Consider the following 16169-nt stretch of genomic DNA (forward strand, 5'->3'; position numbering starts at 1 on the left):
CCCTTGCCAGGTGTCAACGTATTGGCCACTGCCATTGAACGTTTCTTCTTTGTCAAACAGGGCGCTGCAGCTGTTTCTAAACCCCTACAAGATTAGCATGGTTGAGAGGGAGTAACGTGCCGCGATCGCTAACGCCAGAGATCATTTCACAATTGCTCGCGCAACCGTATGGCGCGACGCGATCGGCAGAGTATGAGCGGTTGATGGAGATTTATTGCGTGGTCAAAGCTGGGGGCACTGCAGCTCAAGTGACGGCGGCGCAGCAGTTGCAGGCAGCGGAGCAAGCCAATCTGGAGGCGGAGATCGCGCAGTTATCCTCCCAAGCGAATACTGCAAATCAGGTGGCCGCTCTGCGTCAAGAAATTCAAGAAGTGCAACGTTCAGTAGCGCACCGGGTGGCGTATCTGCAAAGTATCGACCCCCAAGAAGAGCGCACCGTGCACGACTGCCTGCCCGCGATCGAAGCCCATTTTGCTCAGCTCACAACGCCGCCCCCGCAATGATGTCCTCCCCCCCTCCAGAAGTCGTCGTCATTGGCAGTGGGCTCGGCGGCCTCGTCGCGGCGGCCCTGCTCGCCCGCTATGGCAAGCGCGTTGTTGTTTGCGAAAGTCACACCCTTCCCGGCGGCGCGGCCCATGGGTTTACCCGGCGGGGCTTTCACTTTGATTCGGGGCCGTCGTTCTTTTCGGGGTTGAGTGAGCCCGCGTCGCGCAATCCGTTGCGGCAGGTGTTGGATGTGTTGGAGGAGCCGTTGGCGGCGATCGCCTACGATCCCCTCGGCTATTACCATCTGCCCGAGGGCACCCTGCCCATTTATCGACAGCTCGCCGACTACCGCCGCGAGGTGGCAAAGTTCACCCCCCAAGGAGCGACGGAACTCGACGCCTTTGTGAACCGCTTGCTGGCGCTGTATGAGCCCCTGAGCCAAATTCCCAGCTTGGGGCTGCGACCCGATTTCGGCGTCGTGCCGTTTTTGTTGCGCCATCCCCTCGCGTTGTTGAAACTGCTGCCCCAGGTACCCGCGGTGCAAAAGTCGGCGGGGGCGTTGATGGATCAAACGGTGCGCGACCCGTGGGTGCGTCAACTGATTGATTTGGAATGCTTTTTGCTGTCGGGGCTCGATGCCCACGGCACGATCGCCCCTGAAGTCGCGTTTGTCTTTGGGGAACGCGAAACCGCCCCGGTAGACTATCCCGTCGGCGGCAGCGAGGCGATCGTCAATGCGCTGGTGCGGGGCCTGCAAAAGTGGGGCGGCGAGTTGCGGCTGGGCACCCATGTAGAGCAGATCTTGGTCGAGGACGGACGCGCCACGGGCGTGCGGCTCCAGTCGGGGGAAGCGATCGCCGCAAAGACAGTAATTTCCAACGCCACCCTCTGGGACACCTACAGCCACTTGTTGCCACCAGACACATTGCCCCAGGACTTTCGGGAAACGGCGATCGCGACCCCCGCCATCAACAGCTTTATGCACCTGCATCTGGGCATTGATGCCACAGGATTGGAGGATCTCACCGTCCATCATGTGGTGGTGCAGAACCGCGATCGCCCCCTCGATGCCCCCGGCAATACCTGCATGATTTCCATCCCCTCGGTGCTCGATCCGAGCCTCGCCCCCGCAGGCAAACACGTCGTTCACGTTTACTCGCTGGAGCCGTATGCGGGCTGGCAGCGCGATGAAGCCTATGGGCAACGGAAACGCGATCGCGCGGAGCCGCTCTACCAGGCCCTGGCTAAAGTGATTCCCGATATTCGCGATCGCATCGAGGTCGAGCTGATTGGCACGCCATTGACGCACCAGCGGTTTTTACGCCGCTATCAAGGCACCTACGGGCCAGCGATTGCCGCCGAGCAGGGCTTGTTTCCCAGCTGCCGCACTCCGATTGCGGGGCTATTGCGGGTGGGCGACTCGACCCTGCCCGGCATTGGCGTGCCCGCAGTCGCAGCCTCGGGCATCCTCTGTGCTCATTCGCTGGTGCCCGCATCGCAAACGGCGGCCCTGGTGGAGGTGCTGGTTTCCGCCAGGGGGCGATCGCAGTAGCGGTCAAGCAAGTCGTGTCGGGTCGGCGCTAACTCCATCGACAGGGTCGGGGCAGGCGTCGTGACGGAAGTCGTCGCCACTGGTGCCAGGGGGACGGTCGCAATCGGGGTGGCCGCTGGCGTCACGGGGGGCAAATCCGCGAGGGAGGGTGTCGCACTTTCAGAAATCACTGCTTCAGGAGCGGCCATCGCTGCTAACGGGTCGTAGGTCACCACGTCCGTCATCGCGATTTCCGGCGGGGCGGCTGGCGGGACTGCAGGCGCTGGCAAATCAGCGGGCGGAGCGATCTCAATCTCGTCGGGCAACGCCGCAAACAGTTCAGGCGCATTGTTGATCGCAGCCACCTCAGTCGCAGGGGCGGCGGGCGCTGGTGTGACCTTGGGGGGAACTCTGGGGGTCGCGGCCGGAGCAGCGGGGGCCGGAGCCGAACGAGGGGCAAAGCTGGGGGTAGTGGCGGCCCGTTCGGGTCGGGGTGAGTTGACGGCCTGGGGTCGAGGGGCGATCGCCACCGAGGAGCTGGCTGCCAGAGGAAACGGATTAACCGATGGTGGTGGTGGAAACGGCGTCGGTAGGGGAGCGATCGCATCTACCCGATAGGTGATTCCCCCTGGCAGACCGGCAGGCAATCCGCCCACCAAATCGACCTCTCTCACCGGATATTGCGCCGGGTCATACAGGGCTGGATTATAACCAGGCGGCTCATCGATTTTTCTCGCCAGTTGAGGTTGATCGGGTAACGGGGGCCGGGCAATTTGCTCAAACTCAGGAAACTGACCGCTCATCGTATCCAACGAAAACTTGGCCGACTCACTGACCTGATCGCTGGGGTCAGGGACAGGCTCGGGGGCGGACTTGGCCGTTTTGGGTAAATGGGTCAGGTTGTAAGCGGTCAGCGTAATTAAGCTGCTGCAAGAAAAAAGCGCCCAGGTATGCATAGGTCGGTACCGGAAAACGTATTCGGAAGGGAGCTATTCCCCTTTTCCAGCACCGCCCTCCTGAATCCGTATAATTTCCGATGACAGTCTGTAACCAATGTCAAACGACTCTCCCCAGCCCTTGAGCACTCAGCCAGGAACATTTGCACAGACCTGTAAACACCGCCGGCTCAGCCCCGAACACTACTGGGCTTCTTGCAGGCGCAGCAGCTCTTGTTGAATGCGTTCAAAGACGGTTTGGTCAGAAGCGTGAGCGTCGGTGATTTGGTTAAACCGTCGCGCCGTGAGCCCCATATCTTCCACTGCCGCCCGCGAATCGTTGCAGTAACGGGTCAAAATTTCCCGCACATCACGACGCACGGAGCGGGGCACCTCCGAAATATTTTGGGTATTGGTGCAGCTCATGTTGATGGCACTGATGTCCATTTCCACCGTGAGCAAAATATCTTTAATTTGCGTATACGCAGCGTTGCGATACTGGTCGATCGCTAACACCGCCCGCGCATACTGGGTGATTTCTTCGTTTGAAATGCTGCTTTGGGCGATCGCGGCCTGCTGCGTTAACGGCCACTGGACCCCAGCCGTCGCGGGTAAACCAACGACCCCCAACCAGCCCGAAACCACACCGATTACCAGCAACTTAGACCAGCGCTGTCGCCGTTGCGCAGTTGGCATCACTAAAAAACTCGTCATAGCCTGAGACTCAATCCCAATATTTCAGTGTGGACAGCGATTGCTTGTGCAGCTACTTATTGTAATCAGGAGACTACCGCACGCGCGCAGAAATCTGCCGAGGATTTTGACAGATTTGGGCAATTTCGACCACTTTGGTTTGCAAGAGGGCGGTGGCATCTTGGCCGCTTTTGAGCCCCGCTTCGAGGGCTAGCAAGTGTTCCAGCACTTGTTGCAAACCGCTGAGCGAAAGCATCGCCACTTCCTTTTGTAAGAAGTAAACCCGCTTGGGGTTGCCGATTTCTGCCGCCTTGGCGATGGTTTGCGGATTGCGTTCGCCGCTGTCGGCCATCAGCTTGACCCACAACCAAGTCCGAAATTGTCCGACGAGGGTAGAGACGATGCGGAGGGGCGCTTCGTTCCGATTCAACAGGTCAGCGAGCAGGCTAAGGGCGCGATCGGTGTTGCCCTCGCGCAGGGCAGCGGCCAGTTGCAGACTGCTCTGGGTGCTCACGGTGACCAGTTGCGACACCGCCGCCGCATCGATGGGACCAGGGCGATCGCCCCAATACAGCGACAATTTTTCTAACTCCAGCATAAGCTGGCGAGTTTGGTTGCCCACCGCATCCACCAACAAATCCACCGCGTCTGAGGTGAGGGTGAGCCCCTGGGCTTTCGCGGTTTGCTCAATCTGCCGCACGATTTGGTCACTCTTCCACGGGGGAATGGTGCCAAACTCTCGAATTTCGCCATGCTTTTGCAGCAGTTTCGTGAATTTGGAGCGACCATCGGGCTTTTGCTGACTGCTCAGCAGCAAGATGCTGGTGTCGGGCACCTTGGGTAAAGTGCGCTCAAATTCCAAGCGCAGGGCTTCGCTGCATCGTTGTCCCAAAGGCGTATCCACCAGCCACACAAACCGTTTGCCTGTGCCAAAGGGGGGTGTCATGGCCTGGTTGAGGGCGATGGTGGGGCCTTCGGCGACGTCGCTGCCAATTTTGTCATAGTTAAAGCTGGCCCAGGCGTCATCGATCGCCCGCTCCCGCAGTTGCGCGATCGCCTGATTCATTTGAAAGTCGTCGTCGCCCCAGAAGTAATAGACTGCCATCGGCTCTGTGAGTGGTGTCCTGCGCCTAACCGTTCTAAAATCTTAAATCCCATCACCCAGGGTAACGATGCCGCCGCTATCGCAACATCCCATTTTGCAGGAAAGTTTTGCCCGCATCGATCGCGAGCTGGGCAGACACGACTTTGCTCCTGAAGAATACGCCATTCTGCGCCGCATCATTCACACCACAGCGGATTTTGACTTCGCGCAACGGCTGAAGATTGCGCCGGGGGCGATCGCGGCGGGCATCCAAGCGCTGCAAAGCGGGACGCCCCTGGTGGTGGATGTGGGCATGGTGCGGCAGGGTTGTCAGGGCATGGTGCAGCGGACGTTCAACAATCCCCTGTGGACGGCAGTGGACCTGGCAAGGACAGCGGCCCCCGGCCAGACTCGCACCGAAACGGGACTGCTCAAAGCGTGGGAGCAGTGGCCTGAGGCGGTCTATGTGATCGGCAATGCGCCCACGGCACTACAAGCGCTCTGCGATCGCGTGGTCGATGCCCCGGTGAAACCACCGCTGATTATCGGCGTTCCCGTAGGGTTTGTCGGCGTGCTGGAAGCAAAATCGCGGTTGGCGGCGTTGGCGGTGCCTCAGATTCGGGTGGAAGGCCGCAAGGGGGGCTCGACGGTGGCGGCGGCGATCGTCAATGCCCTGCTGGTGTTGGCGTGGGAAGCGTTGCCATGACCCCCATTCAAGTGGTCGGCGTGGGACTGGACGGCGCAGCGGGACTGGCCCCAATGGTGCTTTCAATTATCCAGCAAGCCCAGATTTTGGCGGGTAGCGATCGCCTGCTCCAGCAATTCCCCGATCATCCCGCTCAGCGCTGGACCTTAAAGGATTTGCCCCAGCGGTTACAGCAGCATGTCGCCCAGCCAGATCCGGCATTGGTGGTGGTGCTGACCTCCGGCGACCCGCTGTTTTTTGGGCTGGGTCGGCAGCTCCTTCAGGTCATCGCACCGGAATGGCTCACCTTTCATCCCCATGTGAGTTCGGTGCAGTTAGCCTTCAGCCGCGCCAAACTGCCCTGGCAAGACGCGACGGTGGTCAGTGCCCACGGGCGATCGCTCGACCGCCTAGCCGCCGCAGTCAAAAAAGGGATCTCCCCCATCGCCGTCTTGACCGACCCGGAAAATACGCCGACCGCGATCGCTCGCTGGTTACAATCCCTCGGACTGCCCACCCATTACCGCCTGTGGGTCTGTGAAAATCTGGGCGGGGCGGATGAACAGGTGCGGCAATTTGCCCTCTCTGAGGTTCCCTCCGGTGTCTGGAGCGGCCTCAACGTGGTGATTTTGCAGCGCTGTGACGCGCCTCCTGAGCTGTCCCGCATTCCGCTCTTGGGCATCCCTGATGCAGTGTTTCTGAGCTTTCGCGATCGCCCTGGCCTGATGACGAAACGGGCGGTGCGAGTGCAAATTTTAGCGGAGTTGGCACTCCAGCCCCACCAGGTCATTTGGGATATTGGGGCGGGTACGGGCAGCGTCAGTGTCGAAATCGCGCGATTGGTGCCGACTGGGCAGGTCTGGGCGATCGAGTGCACCACGGCAGGCGCTGAATTGATCCGACAAAATGCAGCGCGATTTCAGACGCCCAATCTGCAAGTGATTACTGGATCAGCCCCCACAGTCTTAACTGACCTGCCCGCCCCCGATCGCATTTTTATCGGCGGCAGTCATGGCCAGCTGACCGCAATTCTGACCCATTGCTGCGGGCAGCTGCGGGACGCGGGCGTCATCGTCATCGCCTTCGCTACGTTGGAAAATCAAGCCGAACTCGCCCAGTGGCAACGGGATCATCCCGACTGGACGGTGACCTATCAGCAACTCGCCCTGACCCGCTCCGTCGCCGTGGGCAGCTTTACCCGCTGGGATCCCCTCAATCCCGTTATCTTAGCGACGCTGCAACGGTCAGCCGGGGGGCAATAAGTCAGCGAGCAACCACACCACAACCGCCGTCAATATCAGGAGTGAGCCATCCCATATATCCGTCAGCGGCTGGGCAGCGCGCCCCGTCAGCCACGTCGGTTTCTCCTCGACCGGCGACGGGCGCACAAATTCACCGATGTAGGCCAGACCTGTCACCCAACCTGCGTGCAGGCCCCAAGCGATCGCGATCGATCCGTCATCCGCCCAACAGGCGACCACCAAAACCAGCCCCAACAGCCAGAGCCCCGGTTGCTGCCACAAACCCTCACGCCCATCCCAAATCAGGTGCGCTACCGCAAACAGGGCACTCGCGATCGCTGCCGCACCCCACGGCGAGAGCACCAGCGCGAGCTGAGTTTGCAACCAACCGCGAAAAATCAGTTCTTCGCTGCCGCCAATTACCAGGCCCAGCGCCAGCAGCCCGACGGTGGGTAACCAGCGCTCCCTTAACGTCTCACTCTGCCGGGTGTTGTCGTCAGCAACAGGTAGCGTGTTCAGTCCGCTGAGTCGCTTTACCCACAGCACCAAACCCAGCCCGGAGATCGCCACGCCCCAGCCCAACCCAAAAGCCCAGACACTGTGCCAGCCCCTAACCAATCCCTGGTCTGCCCAGGTTTGATGCAAGCGACGATTGGCGATCGCGATCGCCACGGGAGCCAGCGCATACAGCGGCAGCAGCAGCGCCAACTTTTGCTCCGGTGGCGTGGGCTGAAAGGGTCGCCAGCCGATTTTTTGACTGAGGGGAATTGCTAGCAAACTCCAGACTCCCAACCAGCCCACACAGAACCCAACAATACTGACGACAACGCGGGGGAGTTCTTCCATCGTGAACAGTGCTACCAGCCATTTTCCAGCCCTTCGAATATAAAGGGATCTGAGTTCCGAAGCGCGGAGGAATGAGGATCAAATCACATCCAAACGGTTAAAGCAGCTAGCCTGTCTGCGTGGGATGATTTGAATTAGAACTGTCTGGGCTAAGTTACCCATGTCTGCCGAAGTTTCTCGCAATGAAATGCATCCCACTCAAGCCTTGGCAACGGTGCGATCGCTGGCCCGAGCTTACCAAGCGTTTGCCAGCTATTCCGAAACCTTTGTGCGCCAGTACGATCTGACACCCGCCCAGTTTGATGTCGTGGCGACTTTGGGCAATACACCAGGCATGACCATGGGAGAAATCGGAGAAAAGACACTGATTACCAAAGGGACTCTCACTGGCGTCGTCGATCGCTTAGAGAAAAAAGAATTGGTCACACGGGAAGTCCCGCCGGAGAATCGTCGCAGCGTGGTGGTGCGCCTCACACCCAAGGGTCAGCAGGTATTCGAAACCGTGTTTCCGGCTCACGTCGACGACATTCATCAACACCTATCAAGCCTCGACGCCTCCGAACTAGAGCTTTTACAAGTGCTACTAAGCCGCATCCAGAAAGCATTCTAAATGTCATTTCCAACTCGTCACCTTTGCGCTTGCCGCTTCAAGACTGAAGATGTTATTTTGGATTCAGACAGTTTTAACTAGAACTATTTAGCTGAAGCGGCTAAAAGCCGAGGTGATTGGCTTGGCTCCGTCTTCCTTGTCAGGGCTTTCCTATCATCGCCAGCCAAATCAATCTGGATCGGCAACGAGAAAGCTCACAACTTAGCGACGAGAGCTTAAACAACTCACCTGATTTTTAGTTTTAGTTAGAACTATTCAGGAATAGACAAAAGTTCGTCGTCATTGATTTCATCGACTAAGGCTTGGGGCAGTCGATGCTGGCCGCCTTAAAAGACGTCAAGCCGTTGTCCCTGAGTGTCTTTACCCTTTCGTTGAGGTTGTCGTTATGACGTTCCCCACGCTCTTTATTTCCCATGGCGCGCCCGATTTGCCGATTCGCGAAGGGGCCACGCAAACTTTCCTTCGAGGCTTGTTTACAGAAATTCCCGTGCCGAAGGCGATCGCAATTGTCTCAGCCCACTGGCTCACTGCTCAGCCCACCATCAGTTCAGCAGCAAAGCCAGCCACGCTCTACGATTTCGGCGGCTTTCCACCTGAGTTATCTCAGTTGGTGTATCCCGCTCCGGGACATCCAACCTTGGCAGATAAAATTGCCAACCTGTTGACTGCCCAGGGATTTCCCGTGCGCTTGAATGGGCAGCGGGGCTATGACCACGGCGTTTGGACGCCTCTGATTTTGGCTGACCCGACAGGACGGATTCCAGTGGTGCAGATTTCGATGCAGCCCCACGAAACGCCCGCTCACCATTTGCGACTGGGCAAAGCCCTAGCGCCGCTGCGAGATGAGGGAGTGCTGATTGTGGGGTCTGGAGCGGCTACCCATAACTTTGGCGGCTTTAGCGATCGCTATGATGCACCGCCTCCCGACTGGGCTGTAGCGTTTGATGATTGGCTAGCGAACGCGATCGCCCAAAACAACATCACTCAACTGTTGAACTATCGCCAAATCGCACCCTTCGCCGCCCGCAATCATCCCACCGAGGAACATTTGCTGCCTCTATTTGTGGCGCTGGGGGCAGGCGGCCAAGGGCGGCAACTCCATCGGGGCTTCACTTACGGGGCCTTTAGCATGGCGGCCTATGCCTTTGCTTAGCGCAGTTGCCAGCGTAGGGCTGATTTTTGCGCGGCTGACAGAGCCCGCCAGTCCACATCCAAAATCGCCCCTTCCAAAGCCCACAGCAAATTCAAGCTCACCTTGGGATGACGCTGGCGAATCATCTCAAACGCGGCAACCGAAACACAGGCTTGCAGCTCATGCAGACTGTAAATTTCAATCTCGGCTAACCATTGCCGCGAGACTTTTCCAACATTGCGAATCTGGGTCATCCCCTTCGCCCAACCTAAACCTCAATTCTCATTTAACTAGGAGATCAACCCCATGGCTCTCGGCAAACTGATTGATGGTCAATGGACCACAGCATGGACAGAGCGTGATGACTCGGGTCAGTTCAACCGCATGCCGACCCTGTTTCACCATCAAATTACGGCAGACGGTTCTAGCGGCTTTCAGGCCGAACCGGGACGCTATCACCTCTACGTGTCGCTGGGGTGCCCGTGGGCGCATCGTACAGTGCTGCTGCGATCGCTCAAGGGCCTGCAAGACGTGATCAGTCTCTCCATTGTCGATCCGGTCATCAGCGACCAGGGGTGGCAATTTTCGGAACGGTTTGGCAGCATTCCCGATAGTCTGTACGGCTCAGAATATCTTTGGCAAATCTACGTAAAAGCGAAGGCCGACTATTCGGGGCGGGTCACTGTGCCCGTGCTGTGGGACAAGCACACCGAAACCATTGTGAACAATGAATCGCGCCAAATTATTCAACTGTTCAACTCCGCCTTTGACGAGTTTGCGCAGCATCCTGATCGCGACTTTTACCCGACTTCCTTACGTCCCCAAATTGATGCCGCGATTGATGCGATTTATCAGCCCATCAATAATGGCGTCTATCGCAGCGGCTTTGCCTCGTCCCAATCGGCCTACCACCAAGCGGTCACAGAGCTATTTCAAGCGTTAGACCACTGGGAAGACATCCTCGGGCAACAACGGTATCTGGTGGGCGATCGCCTAACTCTGGCGGATTGGTGTATGTTCACCACTCTATTCCGGTTTGATCTGGCCTATCACGGTCTTTTCAAAACCAATCTCAAACGCCTCGTCGATTACCCCAACCTGTGGAACTATTGCCGCGAGCTGTATCAGTATCCGGGCGTTGCCGAGTGGTGCAGCATCGACCATGTCAAACAGCTCTACTACGCTGGGTTGCCCGAGCTGAATCCCAGCGGTATCGTCCCAGCGGGGCCAAATATTGATTATGCCGAACCCCACACCCGCGATCGCCTGCTGGCCACAGCAGCCTAAACAGACCCCCAAGCTGGCTTCCCACTGACCACGACTACTGTACGGAGAGCAGGCGTGAGTTAGGAAGAAGCCGCTTCAGTCACTTCGGCGTGGGCTTCGGCCTGACTCGGGGCCGAGACCTCCGCCATGCGAATGATGTCCTGGCGGGGATTAGCCTGAGTGATTTGCACTTGCAAGCGCTCACCCAGTTCTACATTGCGCTCAAAGCGCATGGGCAATTCCAGACCTAAATCTTCGAACATGACCAGCCCTAAGCGATCGCCTTCCCGCAGCCAGCGCAGCAGCATCACCGACCAAACGTAGTCAAACCCTTGTCGGCGCAAATATTCCAACGCCCAATAGCGCTTGGTTTGCCGTTCCACCAACACGGCCTCATAGGCCCCCGAACTGACCCCCTGAGTCAACTCGGTAATCTCTTCGGAAGAAAAGGGCAGCGGCTCGCCGCGCAGGTGGGCCTTAATTTGAAAATGCGCCAGCAAATCGGTGTAGCGACGAATCGGCGAGGTGACCTGGCTGTAGCCTTCCAAGCCCAAAGTGGCGTGACGGGCGGGGGTGATGCCCATCTCGCTGCGAGGCATACAGCGCCGAATAGCCGAGTAGCGCACCAACGCTGAGGGCAACTGCATGAGTTCTTCGTCAGGGGGCAACTCTGGCTGTGGTTGACTGCGGAACGGCATGGCCAAGGCGTGGTCATGGCCGTAGCGGGCCGCGACCTCTCCAGCCAAAATCATCATTTCCGCCACGAGTTCACGAGCGGGCGAATCGTCCAAAACTTTGATTTCGATGGACTCCTGCTCCTCGACCTGAGACACCCGAATCGACGTTTCCGGCATGTGAATATTGATGGCGCCCTGCTGCGCCCGCCATTGCTCACGCACTTTCGCCCAATGGGCGATCGCTAACAGTTCGGGCTCGGCCTGAATGCCTAAATCCAGCATTTCATCGACATCTTCGTAGGTGAGTCGATAGGTCGGCTTCACCAAGCTGGCAGCGATTTGATAGTCGGCGATCGCGCCTGCCTCGGTCAGGACAACCCCAAAACTCAGGGCACAATGCACTTCTCCCTGAATCAAGCTCATGGGGCCAGTCGCCAACTCCAGCGGAAACATCGGCACCATGCCGGTTGGCAAGTAAACCGTTGTGCAGCGACGCCGCGCTTCCAGGTCCAAATCATCCCCCGGAATCAGCCAGCGCGTCGGATCGGCAATATGCACCCATAATCGCTGCTGACCATCGGCTAAGGTTTCGACACTCAGCGCATCATCAATCTCGCGAGTGCTTTCGTCGTCAATGGTGTAAGTTTTGAGGCCCGTCAAATCGAGCCGATTGGCATCGGCATCGGGCGGCGGATTGCTCAGGCGGTGTTGCGCCATAGTGAGAAGAGCCTCTGAGAAGTCCACTGGAATTTGCCGCTTCCGCAGTTCCAGATTTTCGTGCGGCTGCCAAACCCCCAAATCCACCAGCAGATTAAAAGCTGATTCCGGGCTAAAGCCTCGCTCCAGGGCCGATAAGATTTCCTGGGCAGGCGCTTTTTGGTTCGACTCTTCGCCCCACAAAGCCAACTTTTCAATCACTTCGATGCGCGGGCGATCGCTCTTGTGCCATTCTACCGATTCGCCCGCTAGCCGTTGTCGAACGCGCGACAAAAATCCTTCCCATTCGGCCTTGCGTTGAGCTTCTTTTTCGATCTGATGCAGGAGTTCTTGCACCTGACTGGCAGGACGAGGCTCGTAGCGATCGCCCTTTTGCTTGAAGTAAATCTTGTCTGCCGACAGCATTTGGTGTGCCGCATAGCAAAAAGCTGCTCCCTGATCAGAGAACAGCAATTGCGCTAAAGCTACCGGATCCGTCGATTCGTTGGTTTCACTCAGTAGCTCCCAAGCGACTTCTAAGTTGCTGGGATCAATATAATCTGCCGCTTCAGCCACAATGTCACTAACGCTGTCAGGCTCAAAAACCTGCCCCGTTAGCTGAAAAGTCAGTGAGCGAGGGTGAACCGTATGGGACTGACCCTGGTCATCAAGGACGACCCAGTTCTTTTTGCCCTCAGGCCGATCTAACACACCTAAGCGGGAACTTCCTTTGACCTGGAATTCGACAAGTGTCCCCTTTTCCACAGTCCCCAACGTTCCCCAAGATTGTCACGACATCTAAAGCATAGCGGCTAGACGCAGCGTGCTGATTAGCCTTCCGTATTCACATAGGGCAGCAGTGCCAGCATCCGCGCCCGCTTAATGGCGGTGGTCAGATCGCGCTGCTGCTTGGCCGTCAAACCGGAAATCCGACGGGGCAAAATCTTGCCACGCTCAGTAATAAACTTGCGGAGCAAATCCACATCTTTGTAATCAATCGCGTCACCCGGCTTGATGGGGGACAAGCGACGACGGAAATATGCCATTGCAAAACCTACCTTTATTGCTAACGATTGCGGTAATTGAGGATGAGATTACTTAATCTCTTTGTGCACGGTGTGCTTGTTGCAGTGCGTGCAGAATTTCTTCAGTTCGATGCGGCTGGGGGTGTTACGACGATTTTTCTCCGTCGTGTATCGCGATACCCCATTCGACCGCTTATCGTTGTTGGTGCGACACTCAGTGCACTCAAGAGTAATTACTAAACGAACGCCTTTAGCCATGACAAGTTAGATCAGCCTTAATAAAACGAGAGACACAATCTCCTATTATTTCACGGCAATCCTAATCCGGCAAATCTTTTTCTTTCCAACGAACCCCTTTCCTGAGCCTCGAATCGGTGCTGCCCAAGCTTGAGCAGTGCAGTTTGAGCAGCAGGGACGAAATGCGAGGGATGTTATTAATGGCTTATGGGAACCCTACCGGTAGTTGAGCTTATTCGGTGGCCTGATGGTAGAGAGTCGTCAAAAAGGCACACTCAAGGTCTGGAAAAGCGATCGCGGCTTTGGCTTCATTAAGCCAGAAGACGGCAGCCAGGATGTATTTGTTCACATCACGGCAATCCGTAAGGCCGTGCGCGACCCCAAAGTGGGCGACCAAATTCTGTACACCCCAGCGTTGCAAAACGACGGACGACTCAGAGCCCTCAATGCTTCCATCCAGGGATTACCGCTGCAAACACCGCAGACCTCGCCAACAGCCATTCCACAGACACCCCAAAAATCGGCTCTGAGCCGTGGTGAAGCATCGGATTCTGGGCATTACTGGCTGTTAGTGATTGGGGTGTCTGTAATCTCTCTTCTGAGCTTAGCCATTCTCGGAATTGGATGGTTAACAGCTTCAAATCTGCAATCCGATGAGGACAGGGCAACAATGACTGAGGCATCACTGCCGGACAGTAATGCCGCGCCGGACAGTAACGCCTCAACAGCAGCCAACACTCCTCCTGAGCCAGCAACCTCTCTGCCAGAGCCGATCTCCCCCCCAGCAGAACCATCCTCCGAACCCTCCAAACCGATCGAAACCGTTTCACCACCGACGAGCATTCCTTCAAGCCCCGCCCCAACGACTTCTGAGCCAGAGCAAACTACGACTCAACCGATTGCGTCAATTCCGACCTGCAAGATTAAAGGCAATATTTCTTGGAATTCTGGACGCAAGTATTATCACCTACCAGGAATGGAAGATTATGCCATCACTGAGATTGATATCAATCGAGGCGAACGTTGGTTTTGTTCAGAGGCTGAGGCAAAAGCCGCCGGTTGGAGTCGAGCACCGACCCCCTAATGCGGCATTAGCAACTATAGAGACTACTAGAGCACAAGCTAAGCACCTTTCAGCGCATGGAGCTGCCAAGTGTGGTCTTCGGCGAGGCGCAAGAGCCAGCGGTGGTGGGCCTCCAGCGATTCATGGTGGCCGACGCTGAGATAGGTGGTCGATGTCGCTTCGAGGGCTTCGTAGAGCTGCGCTTCGTTGTGGCGATCAAGGGCACTGGTGGCTTCGTCGAGCACGGCGTAGCGCGGAGAATGCAGCAACACTCGGGCAAAGCTCAAGCGCTGCTGTTCACCCAGTGAGAGCACATCGCTCCATTCTTCATCGGCATCAAAACCGCCAAAGCGCTCAGCCAAGTCAGGTAAATTGACCGTTTTGAGCACGTTGTGCATCTGCTCGTCCGTGATGTCAGCATCGGGGTAGGGATAGCGCAGTTGCTGACGCAGCGTACCGAGAATCATGTAAGGCTTTTGGGGCAAAAAGAGCAAATCTTTGAGTTCAGGCCGCTGAATAAGCCCCTGACCAGAGTTCCACAAACCGGCGATCGCTCTTAATAAGGAACTCTTGCCACATCCGCTCGGCCCCGCGACCAGCAGCGAACTGTCAGTATCGAGTTCCAGCGTCAGGTCTTCAATCAAGGTGCGCTGGTAGTTGGGGGTTTGCAGCGTGAGGTGTTGCAGACTCAGTTGGGGAGCCGTTGCCTGCGCGATGAGAGGCTGCGGAGGAACGGTGTCGGTTGTAGGGATAGTCGCATCGGCAGCTGTCGCTGTCGCTGGGGATGCCTCAGTGATCGCCGCCTCGCCAGTGGCTTCTGAGTCGGACTCCGTCGCTAATAACTCAGCCGCATCTTTTTTATGTTCAATCTGGCCAAGGGATTCAGCGAAGTCATGGAGTCGGTCGATGCCCGCCCCAAAGGCGGTGAGCGCCTGAAAGCGATCGACAATCACGTTGAGGGAAAAGAAAACGCGGATAAACGCGCCCTGGGCTTCACTGACCTTGCCGACTTCTAAATCACCGCTAAAGACGGCGGGCGCGACGACTAGCGCGGGCAGCACGAAAGGAATGAATTCGTAAGCATTGGTCAAACCGTTGAGGCCCAGTTGCCACTTAAGGAGCCGTTTATAGTTGTCGAAGGCCCGCATAAAACGACTTTTGACCTGGGTCGATTCCTGCTCTTCACCCTGGTAGAAGGCGATCGCTTCGGCGTTTTCGCGAATGCGGACGAGGCCAAAGCGGAAATCGGCTTCCCGCTTCAGTTGCTCAAAGTTGAGGCGCACCAACGGCTTGCCAAATACACCGACAGTAAAGAGGGTGCCGACAATCGCATAACCGATCAAAAATAAGACCAGTTCCCGTGAAATGCCCCACAGCACCCCACTAAAGGCGGCGATTTCCAGCAGGGAGGAGGCCACCACCAACACTAGCGTGAGCGACTCTTGGGTAAAGCTGCGCACATCTTCCGCAATCCGCTGGTCGGGGTTGTCGAGATCAGCGTTGAATTGGTTGATGCGGTAAAAGGCGCGATCGCTAAAATACCGAGTCACAAAGCGATCAGTGAGCCACCGCCGCCACTCTAGTCCGAGGCGATCGCGCAGATAGGTGTAGCCCGCCAACAATGGCGCGTAGACCACCAACACCCCCACAAAAACGAATACAGTCTGCCAAAAGCGGGCTTCATCCTTAGCCGAAAGGGCCGAAATCAGTTCCCCCCGCTGAGTGTTGAGCACCACGCTCAGCCCGGTGTAGCCCAAAAGCAAGATGACAATCAGCAACAGCAAGCCCCGTGCCCGCCACTTTTCATCTCCCCACCAATAGGCTTTGGCGATCGCCCAAAATCGGCGCAACCCTTGAAAATTCAACCGTTCCATAGCGGACTGTCACTGTCGGCAACAACCTTTTCATTGTGTGTCATTTTGTGAAGCTTTGGCGATCGCGCTACGAACCAGACACGGCGGC

At 57.1% G+C, this 16169-nt stretch carries 17 protein-coding genes; 8 read left to right on the top strand and 9 right to left on the bottom strand.

Translation table 11 applies throughout. The features are described 5' to 3' along the window. Window positions 1–101 precede the first annotated feature (101 nt). Window positions 102–503, top strand: a complete 402-nt coding sequence (locus tag DYY88_RS00005; protein ID WP_130199281.1) for a hypothetical protein — start codon at window positions 102–104, stop codon at window positions 501–503. Then, the gene (locus DYY88_RS00010; protein ID WP_084606913.1) at window positions 503–2038 is read left to right on the top strand and encodes a phytoene desaturase family protein; all 1536 of its coding nucleotides are present in this window, start codon (window positions 503–505) and stop codon (window positions 2036–2038) included. Before DYY88_RS00005 ends, DYY88_RS00010 begins: the two co-directional genes overlap by 1 nt. On the opposite strand, the gene DYY88_RS00015 is transcribed toward DYY88_RS00010, so the two are convergent. The 3 genes from DYY88_RS00015 to holA all read right to left on the bottom strand — a co-directional run bounded on the left by DYY88_RS00015 (window position 1963) and on the right by holA (window position 4750). Continuing rightward, window positions 1963–2973, bottom strand: a complete 1011-nt coding sequence (locus DYY88_RS00015) for a hypothetical protein (RefSeq protein ID WP_039724844.1) — start codon at window positions 2971–2973, stop codon at window positions 1963–1965. The genes DYY88_RS00010 and DYY88_RS00015 overlap by 76 nt on opposite strands. A gap of 183 nt (window positions 2974–3156) precedes the next feature. Continuing rightward, complete coding sequence (locus DYY88_RS00020) at window positions 3157–3666, bottom strand: DUF4168 domain-containing protein (RefSeq protein WP_052288166.1); 510 nt, start codon at window positions 3664–3666, stop codon at window positions 3157–3159. Between the two features lie 73 nt (window positions 3667–3739). Then, window positions 3740–4750 carry a DNA polymerase III subunit delta gene (holA, locus tag DYY88_RS00025; RefSeq protein WP_039724843.1) on the bottom strand — a complete coding sequence of 337 codons (1011 nt, stop codon included), beginning with the start codon at window positions 4748–4750 and terminating at the stop codon, window positions 3740–3742. 67 nt (window positions 4751–4817) lie between these two features. On the opposite strand from holA, the gene DYY88_RS00030 reads away from it, so the two are divergent. Both DYY88_RS00030 and DYY88_RS00035 read left to right on the top strand, forming a co-directional pair. After that, entirely contained in the window at window positions 4818–5435 is a 618-nt protein-coding gene (locus DYY88_RS00030) for a cobalt-precorrin-8X methylmutase (RefSeq protein WP_039724842.1), read from the top strand. Further along, window positions 5432–6676 carry a bifunctional cobalt-precorrin-7 (C(5))-methyltransferase/cobalt-precorrin-6B (C(15))-methyltransferase gene (locus tag DYY88_RS00035; RefSeq protein ID WP_039724841.1) on the top strand — a complete coding sequence of 415 codons (1245 nt, stop codon included), beginning with the start codon at window positions 5432–5434 and terminating at the stop codon, window positions 6674–6676. The genes DYY88_RS00030 and DYY88_RS00035 overlap by 4 nt, the downstream gene beginning before the upstream one ends. Here DYY88_RS00035 and DYY88_RS00040 read toward each other — a convergent pair. After that, window positions 6659–7501 carry a CPBP family glutamic-type intramembrane protease gene (locus tag DYY88_RS00040; RefSeq protein ID WP_052288165.1) on the bottom strand — a complete coding sequence of 281 codons (843 nt, stop codon included), beginning with the start codon at window positions 7499–7501 and terminating at the stop codon, window positions 6659–6661. The two genes, DYY88_RS00035 and DYY88_RS00040, sit on opposite strands and share 18 nt — an antisense overlap. 160 nt (window positions 7502–7661) lie before the next feature. Here DYY88_RS00040 and DYY88_RS00045 point away from each other — a divergent pair, with 160 nt between their 5' ends. Both DYY88_RS00045 and DYY88_RS00050 read left to right on the top strand, forming a co-directional pair. Further along, a complete protein-coding gene (locus DYY88_RS00045; RefSeq protein ID WP_039724840.1) occupies window positions 7662–8111 on the top strand; it encodes a MarR family winged helix-turn-helix transcriptional regulator in 450 nt (149 codons plus the stop codon). A gap of 385 nt (window positions 8112–8496) precedes the next feature. After that, window positions 8497–9264 carry a DODA-type extradiol aromatic ring-opening family dioxygenase gene (locus DYY88_RS00050; RefSeq protein ID WP_039724839.1) on the top strand — a complete coding sequence of 256 codons (768 nt, stop codon included), beginning with the start codon at window positions 8497–8499 and terminating at the stop codon, window positions 9262–9264. On the opposite strand, the gene DYY88_RS00055 is transcribed toward DYY88_RS00050, so the two are convergent. Then, entirely contained in the window at window positions 9261–9497 is a 237-nt protein-coding gene (locus DYY88_RS00055) for a TfoX/Sxy family DNA transformation protein (RefSeq protein WP_039724838.1), read from the bottom strand. The two genes, DYY88_RS00050 and DYY88_RS00055, sit on opposite strands and share 4 nt — an antisense overlap. Before the next feature lie 52 nt (window positions 9498–9549). On the opposite strand from DYY88_RS00055, the gene DYY88_RS00060 reads away from it, so the two are divergent. Next, on the top strand, window positions 9550–10530 hold the full coding sequence (locus tag DYY88_RS00060) for a glutathione S-transferase family protein (RefSeq protein WP_039724837.1): 981 nt from the start codon (window positions 9550–9552) through the stop codon (window positions 10528–10530). 59 nt (window positions 10531–10589) lie between these two features. Here DYY88_RS00060 and DYY88_RS00065 read toward each other — a convergent pair whose 3' ends face one another. The 3 genes from DYY88_RS00065 to rpmG form a co-directional block, all read right to left on the bottom strand. Beyond that, window positions 10590–12647, bottom strand: a complete 2058-nt coding sequence (locus DYY88_RS00065) for a ribonuclease catalytic domain-containing protein (RefSeq protein WP_039724836.1) — start codon at window positions 12645–12647, stop codon at window positions 10590–10592. Between the two features lie 65 nt (window positions 12648–12712). Then, entirely contained in the window at window positions 12713–12928 is a 216-nt protein-coding gene (gene rpsR / locus DYY88_RS00070) for a 30S ribosomal protein S18 (RefSeq protein ID WP_039724835.1), read from the bottom strand. Window positions 12929–12976: 48 nt separating this feature from the next. Then, complete coding sequence (rpmG, locus tag DYY88_RS00075) at window positions 12977–13165, bottom strand: 50S ribosomal protein L33 (RefSeq protein WP_072041276.1); 189 nt, start codon at window positions 13163–13165, stop codon at window positions 12977–12979. A gap of 226 nt (window positions 13166–13391) precedes the next feature. Between rpmG and DYY88_RS24585 the strand changes: the two genes are divergently transcribed. Continuing rightward, window positions 13392–14228 (top strand): cold shock domain-containing protein, encoded by an 837-nt coding sequence (locus DYY88_RS24585; protein WP_084606912.1) that lies wholly within the window; start codon window positions 13392–13394, stop codon window positions 14226–14228. Window positions 14229–14266: 38 nt separating this feature from the next. Here the strand turns inward: DYY88_RS24585 and DYY88_RS00090 are convergent, their stop codons facing one another. Continuing rightward, entirely contained in the window at window positions 14267–16081 is a 1815-nt protein-coding gene (locus DYY88_RS00090) for an ABC transporter ATP-binding protein/permease (protein WP_039724834.1), read from the bottom strand. Window positions 16082–16169 lie beyond the last annotated feature (88 nt).

Origin of the sequence: Leptolyngbya iicbica LK, assembly GCF_004212215.1 — a bacterium.
GTDB lineage: Bacteria > Cyanobacteriota > Cyanobacteriia > Phormidesmidales > Phormidesmidaceae > Halomicronema > Halomicronema iicbica.

Bases quoted from the DNA above. Each gene is read 5' to 3' on its own strand.
- DYY88_RS00010 (WP_084606913.1), top strand. From the start codon at position 503: ATGTCCTCCCCCCCTCCAGAAGTCGTCGTCATTGGCAGTGGGCTCGGC.
- DYY88_RS00015 (WP_039724844.1), bottom strand. From the start codon at position 2,973: ATGCATACCTGGGCGCTTTTTTCTTGCAGCAGCTTAATTACGCTGACC.
- DYY88_RS00020 (WP_052288166.1), bottom strand. From the start codon at position 3,666: ATGACGAGTTTTTTAGTGATGCCAACTGCGCAACGGCGACAGCGCTGG.
- holA (WP_039724843.1), bottom strand. From the start codon at position 4,750: ATGGCAGTCTATTACTTCTGGGGCGACGACGACTTTCAAATGAATCAG.
- DYY88_RS00030 (WP_039724842.1), top strand. From the start codon at position 4,818: ATGCCGCCGCTATCGCAACATCCCATTTTGCAGGAAAGTTTTGCCCGC.
- DYY88_RS00035 (WP_039724841.1), top strand. From the start codon at position 5,432: ATGACCCCCATTCAAGTGGTCGGCGTGGGACTGGACGGCGCAGCGGGA.
- DYY88_RS00040 (WP_052288165.1), bottom strand. From the start codon at position 7,501: ATGGAAGAACTCCCCCGCGTTGTCGTCAGTATTGTTGGGTTCTGTGTG.
- DYY88_RS00045 (WP_039724840.1), top strand. From the start codon at position 7,662: ATGTCTGCCGAAGTTTCTCGCAATGAAATGCATCCCACTCAAGCCTTG.
- DYY88_RS00050 (WP_039724839.1), top strand. From the start codon at position 8,497: ATGACGTTCCCCACGCTCTTTATTTCCCATGGCGCGCCCGATTTGCCG.
- DYY88_RS00055 (WP_039724838.1), bottom strand. From the start codon at position 9,497: ATGACCCAGATTCGCAATGTTGGAAAAGTCTCGCGGCAATGGTTAGCC.
- DYY88_RS00060 (WP_039724837.1), top strand. From the start codon at position 9,550: ATGGCTCTCGGCAAACTGATTGATGGTCAATGGACCACAGCATGGACA.
- rpsR (WP_039724835.1), bottom strand. From the start codon at position 12,928: ATGGCATATTTCCGTCGTCGCTTGTCCCCCATCAAGCCGGGTGACGCG.
- rpmG (WP_072041276.1), bottom strand. From the start codon at position 13,165: ATGGCTAAAGGCGTTCGTTTAGTAATTACTCTTGAGTGCACTGAGTGT.
- DYY88_RS24585 (WP_084606912.1), top strand. From the start codon at position 13,392: ATGGTAGAGAGTCGTCAAAAAGGCACACTCAAGGTCTGGAAAAGCGAT.
- DYY88_RS00090 (WP_039724834.1), bottom strand. From the start codon at position 16,081: ATGGAACGGTTGAATTTTCAAGGGTTGCGCCGATTTTGGGCGATCGCC.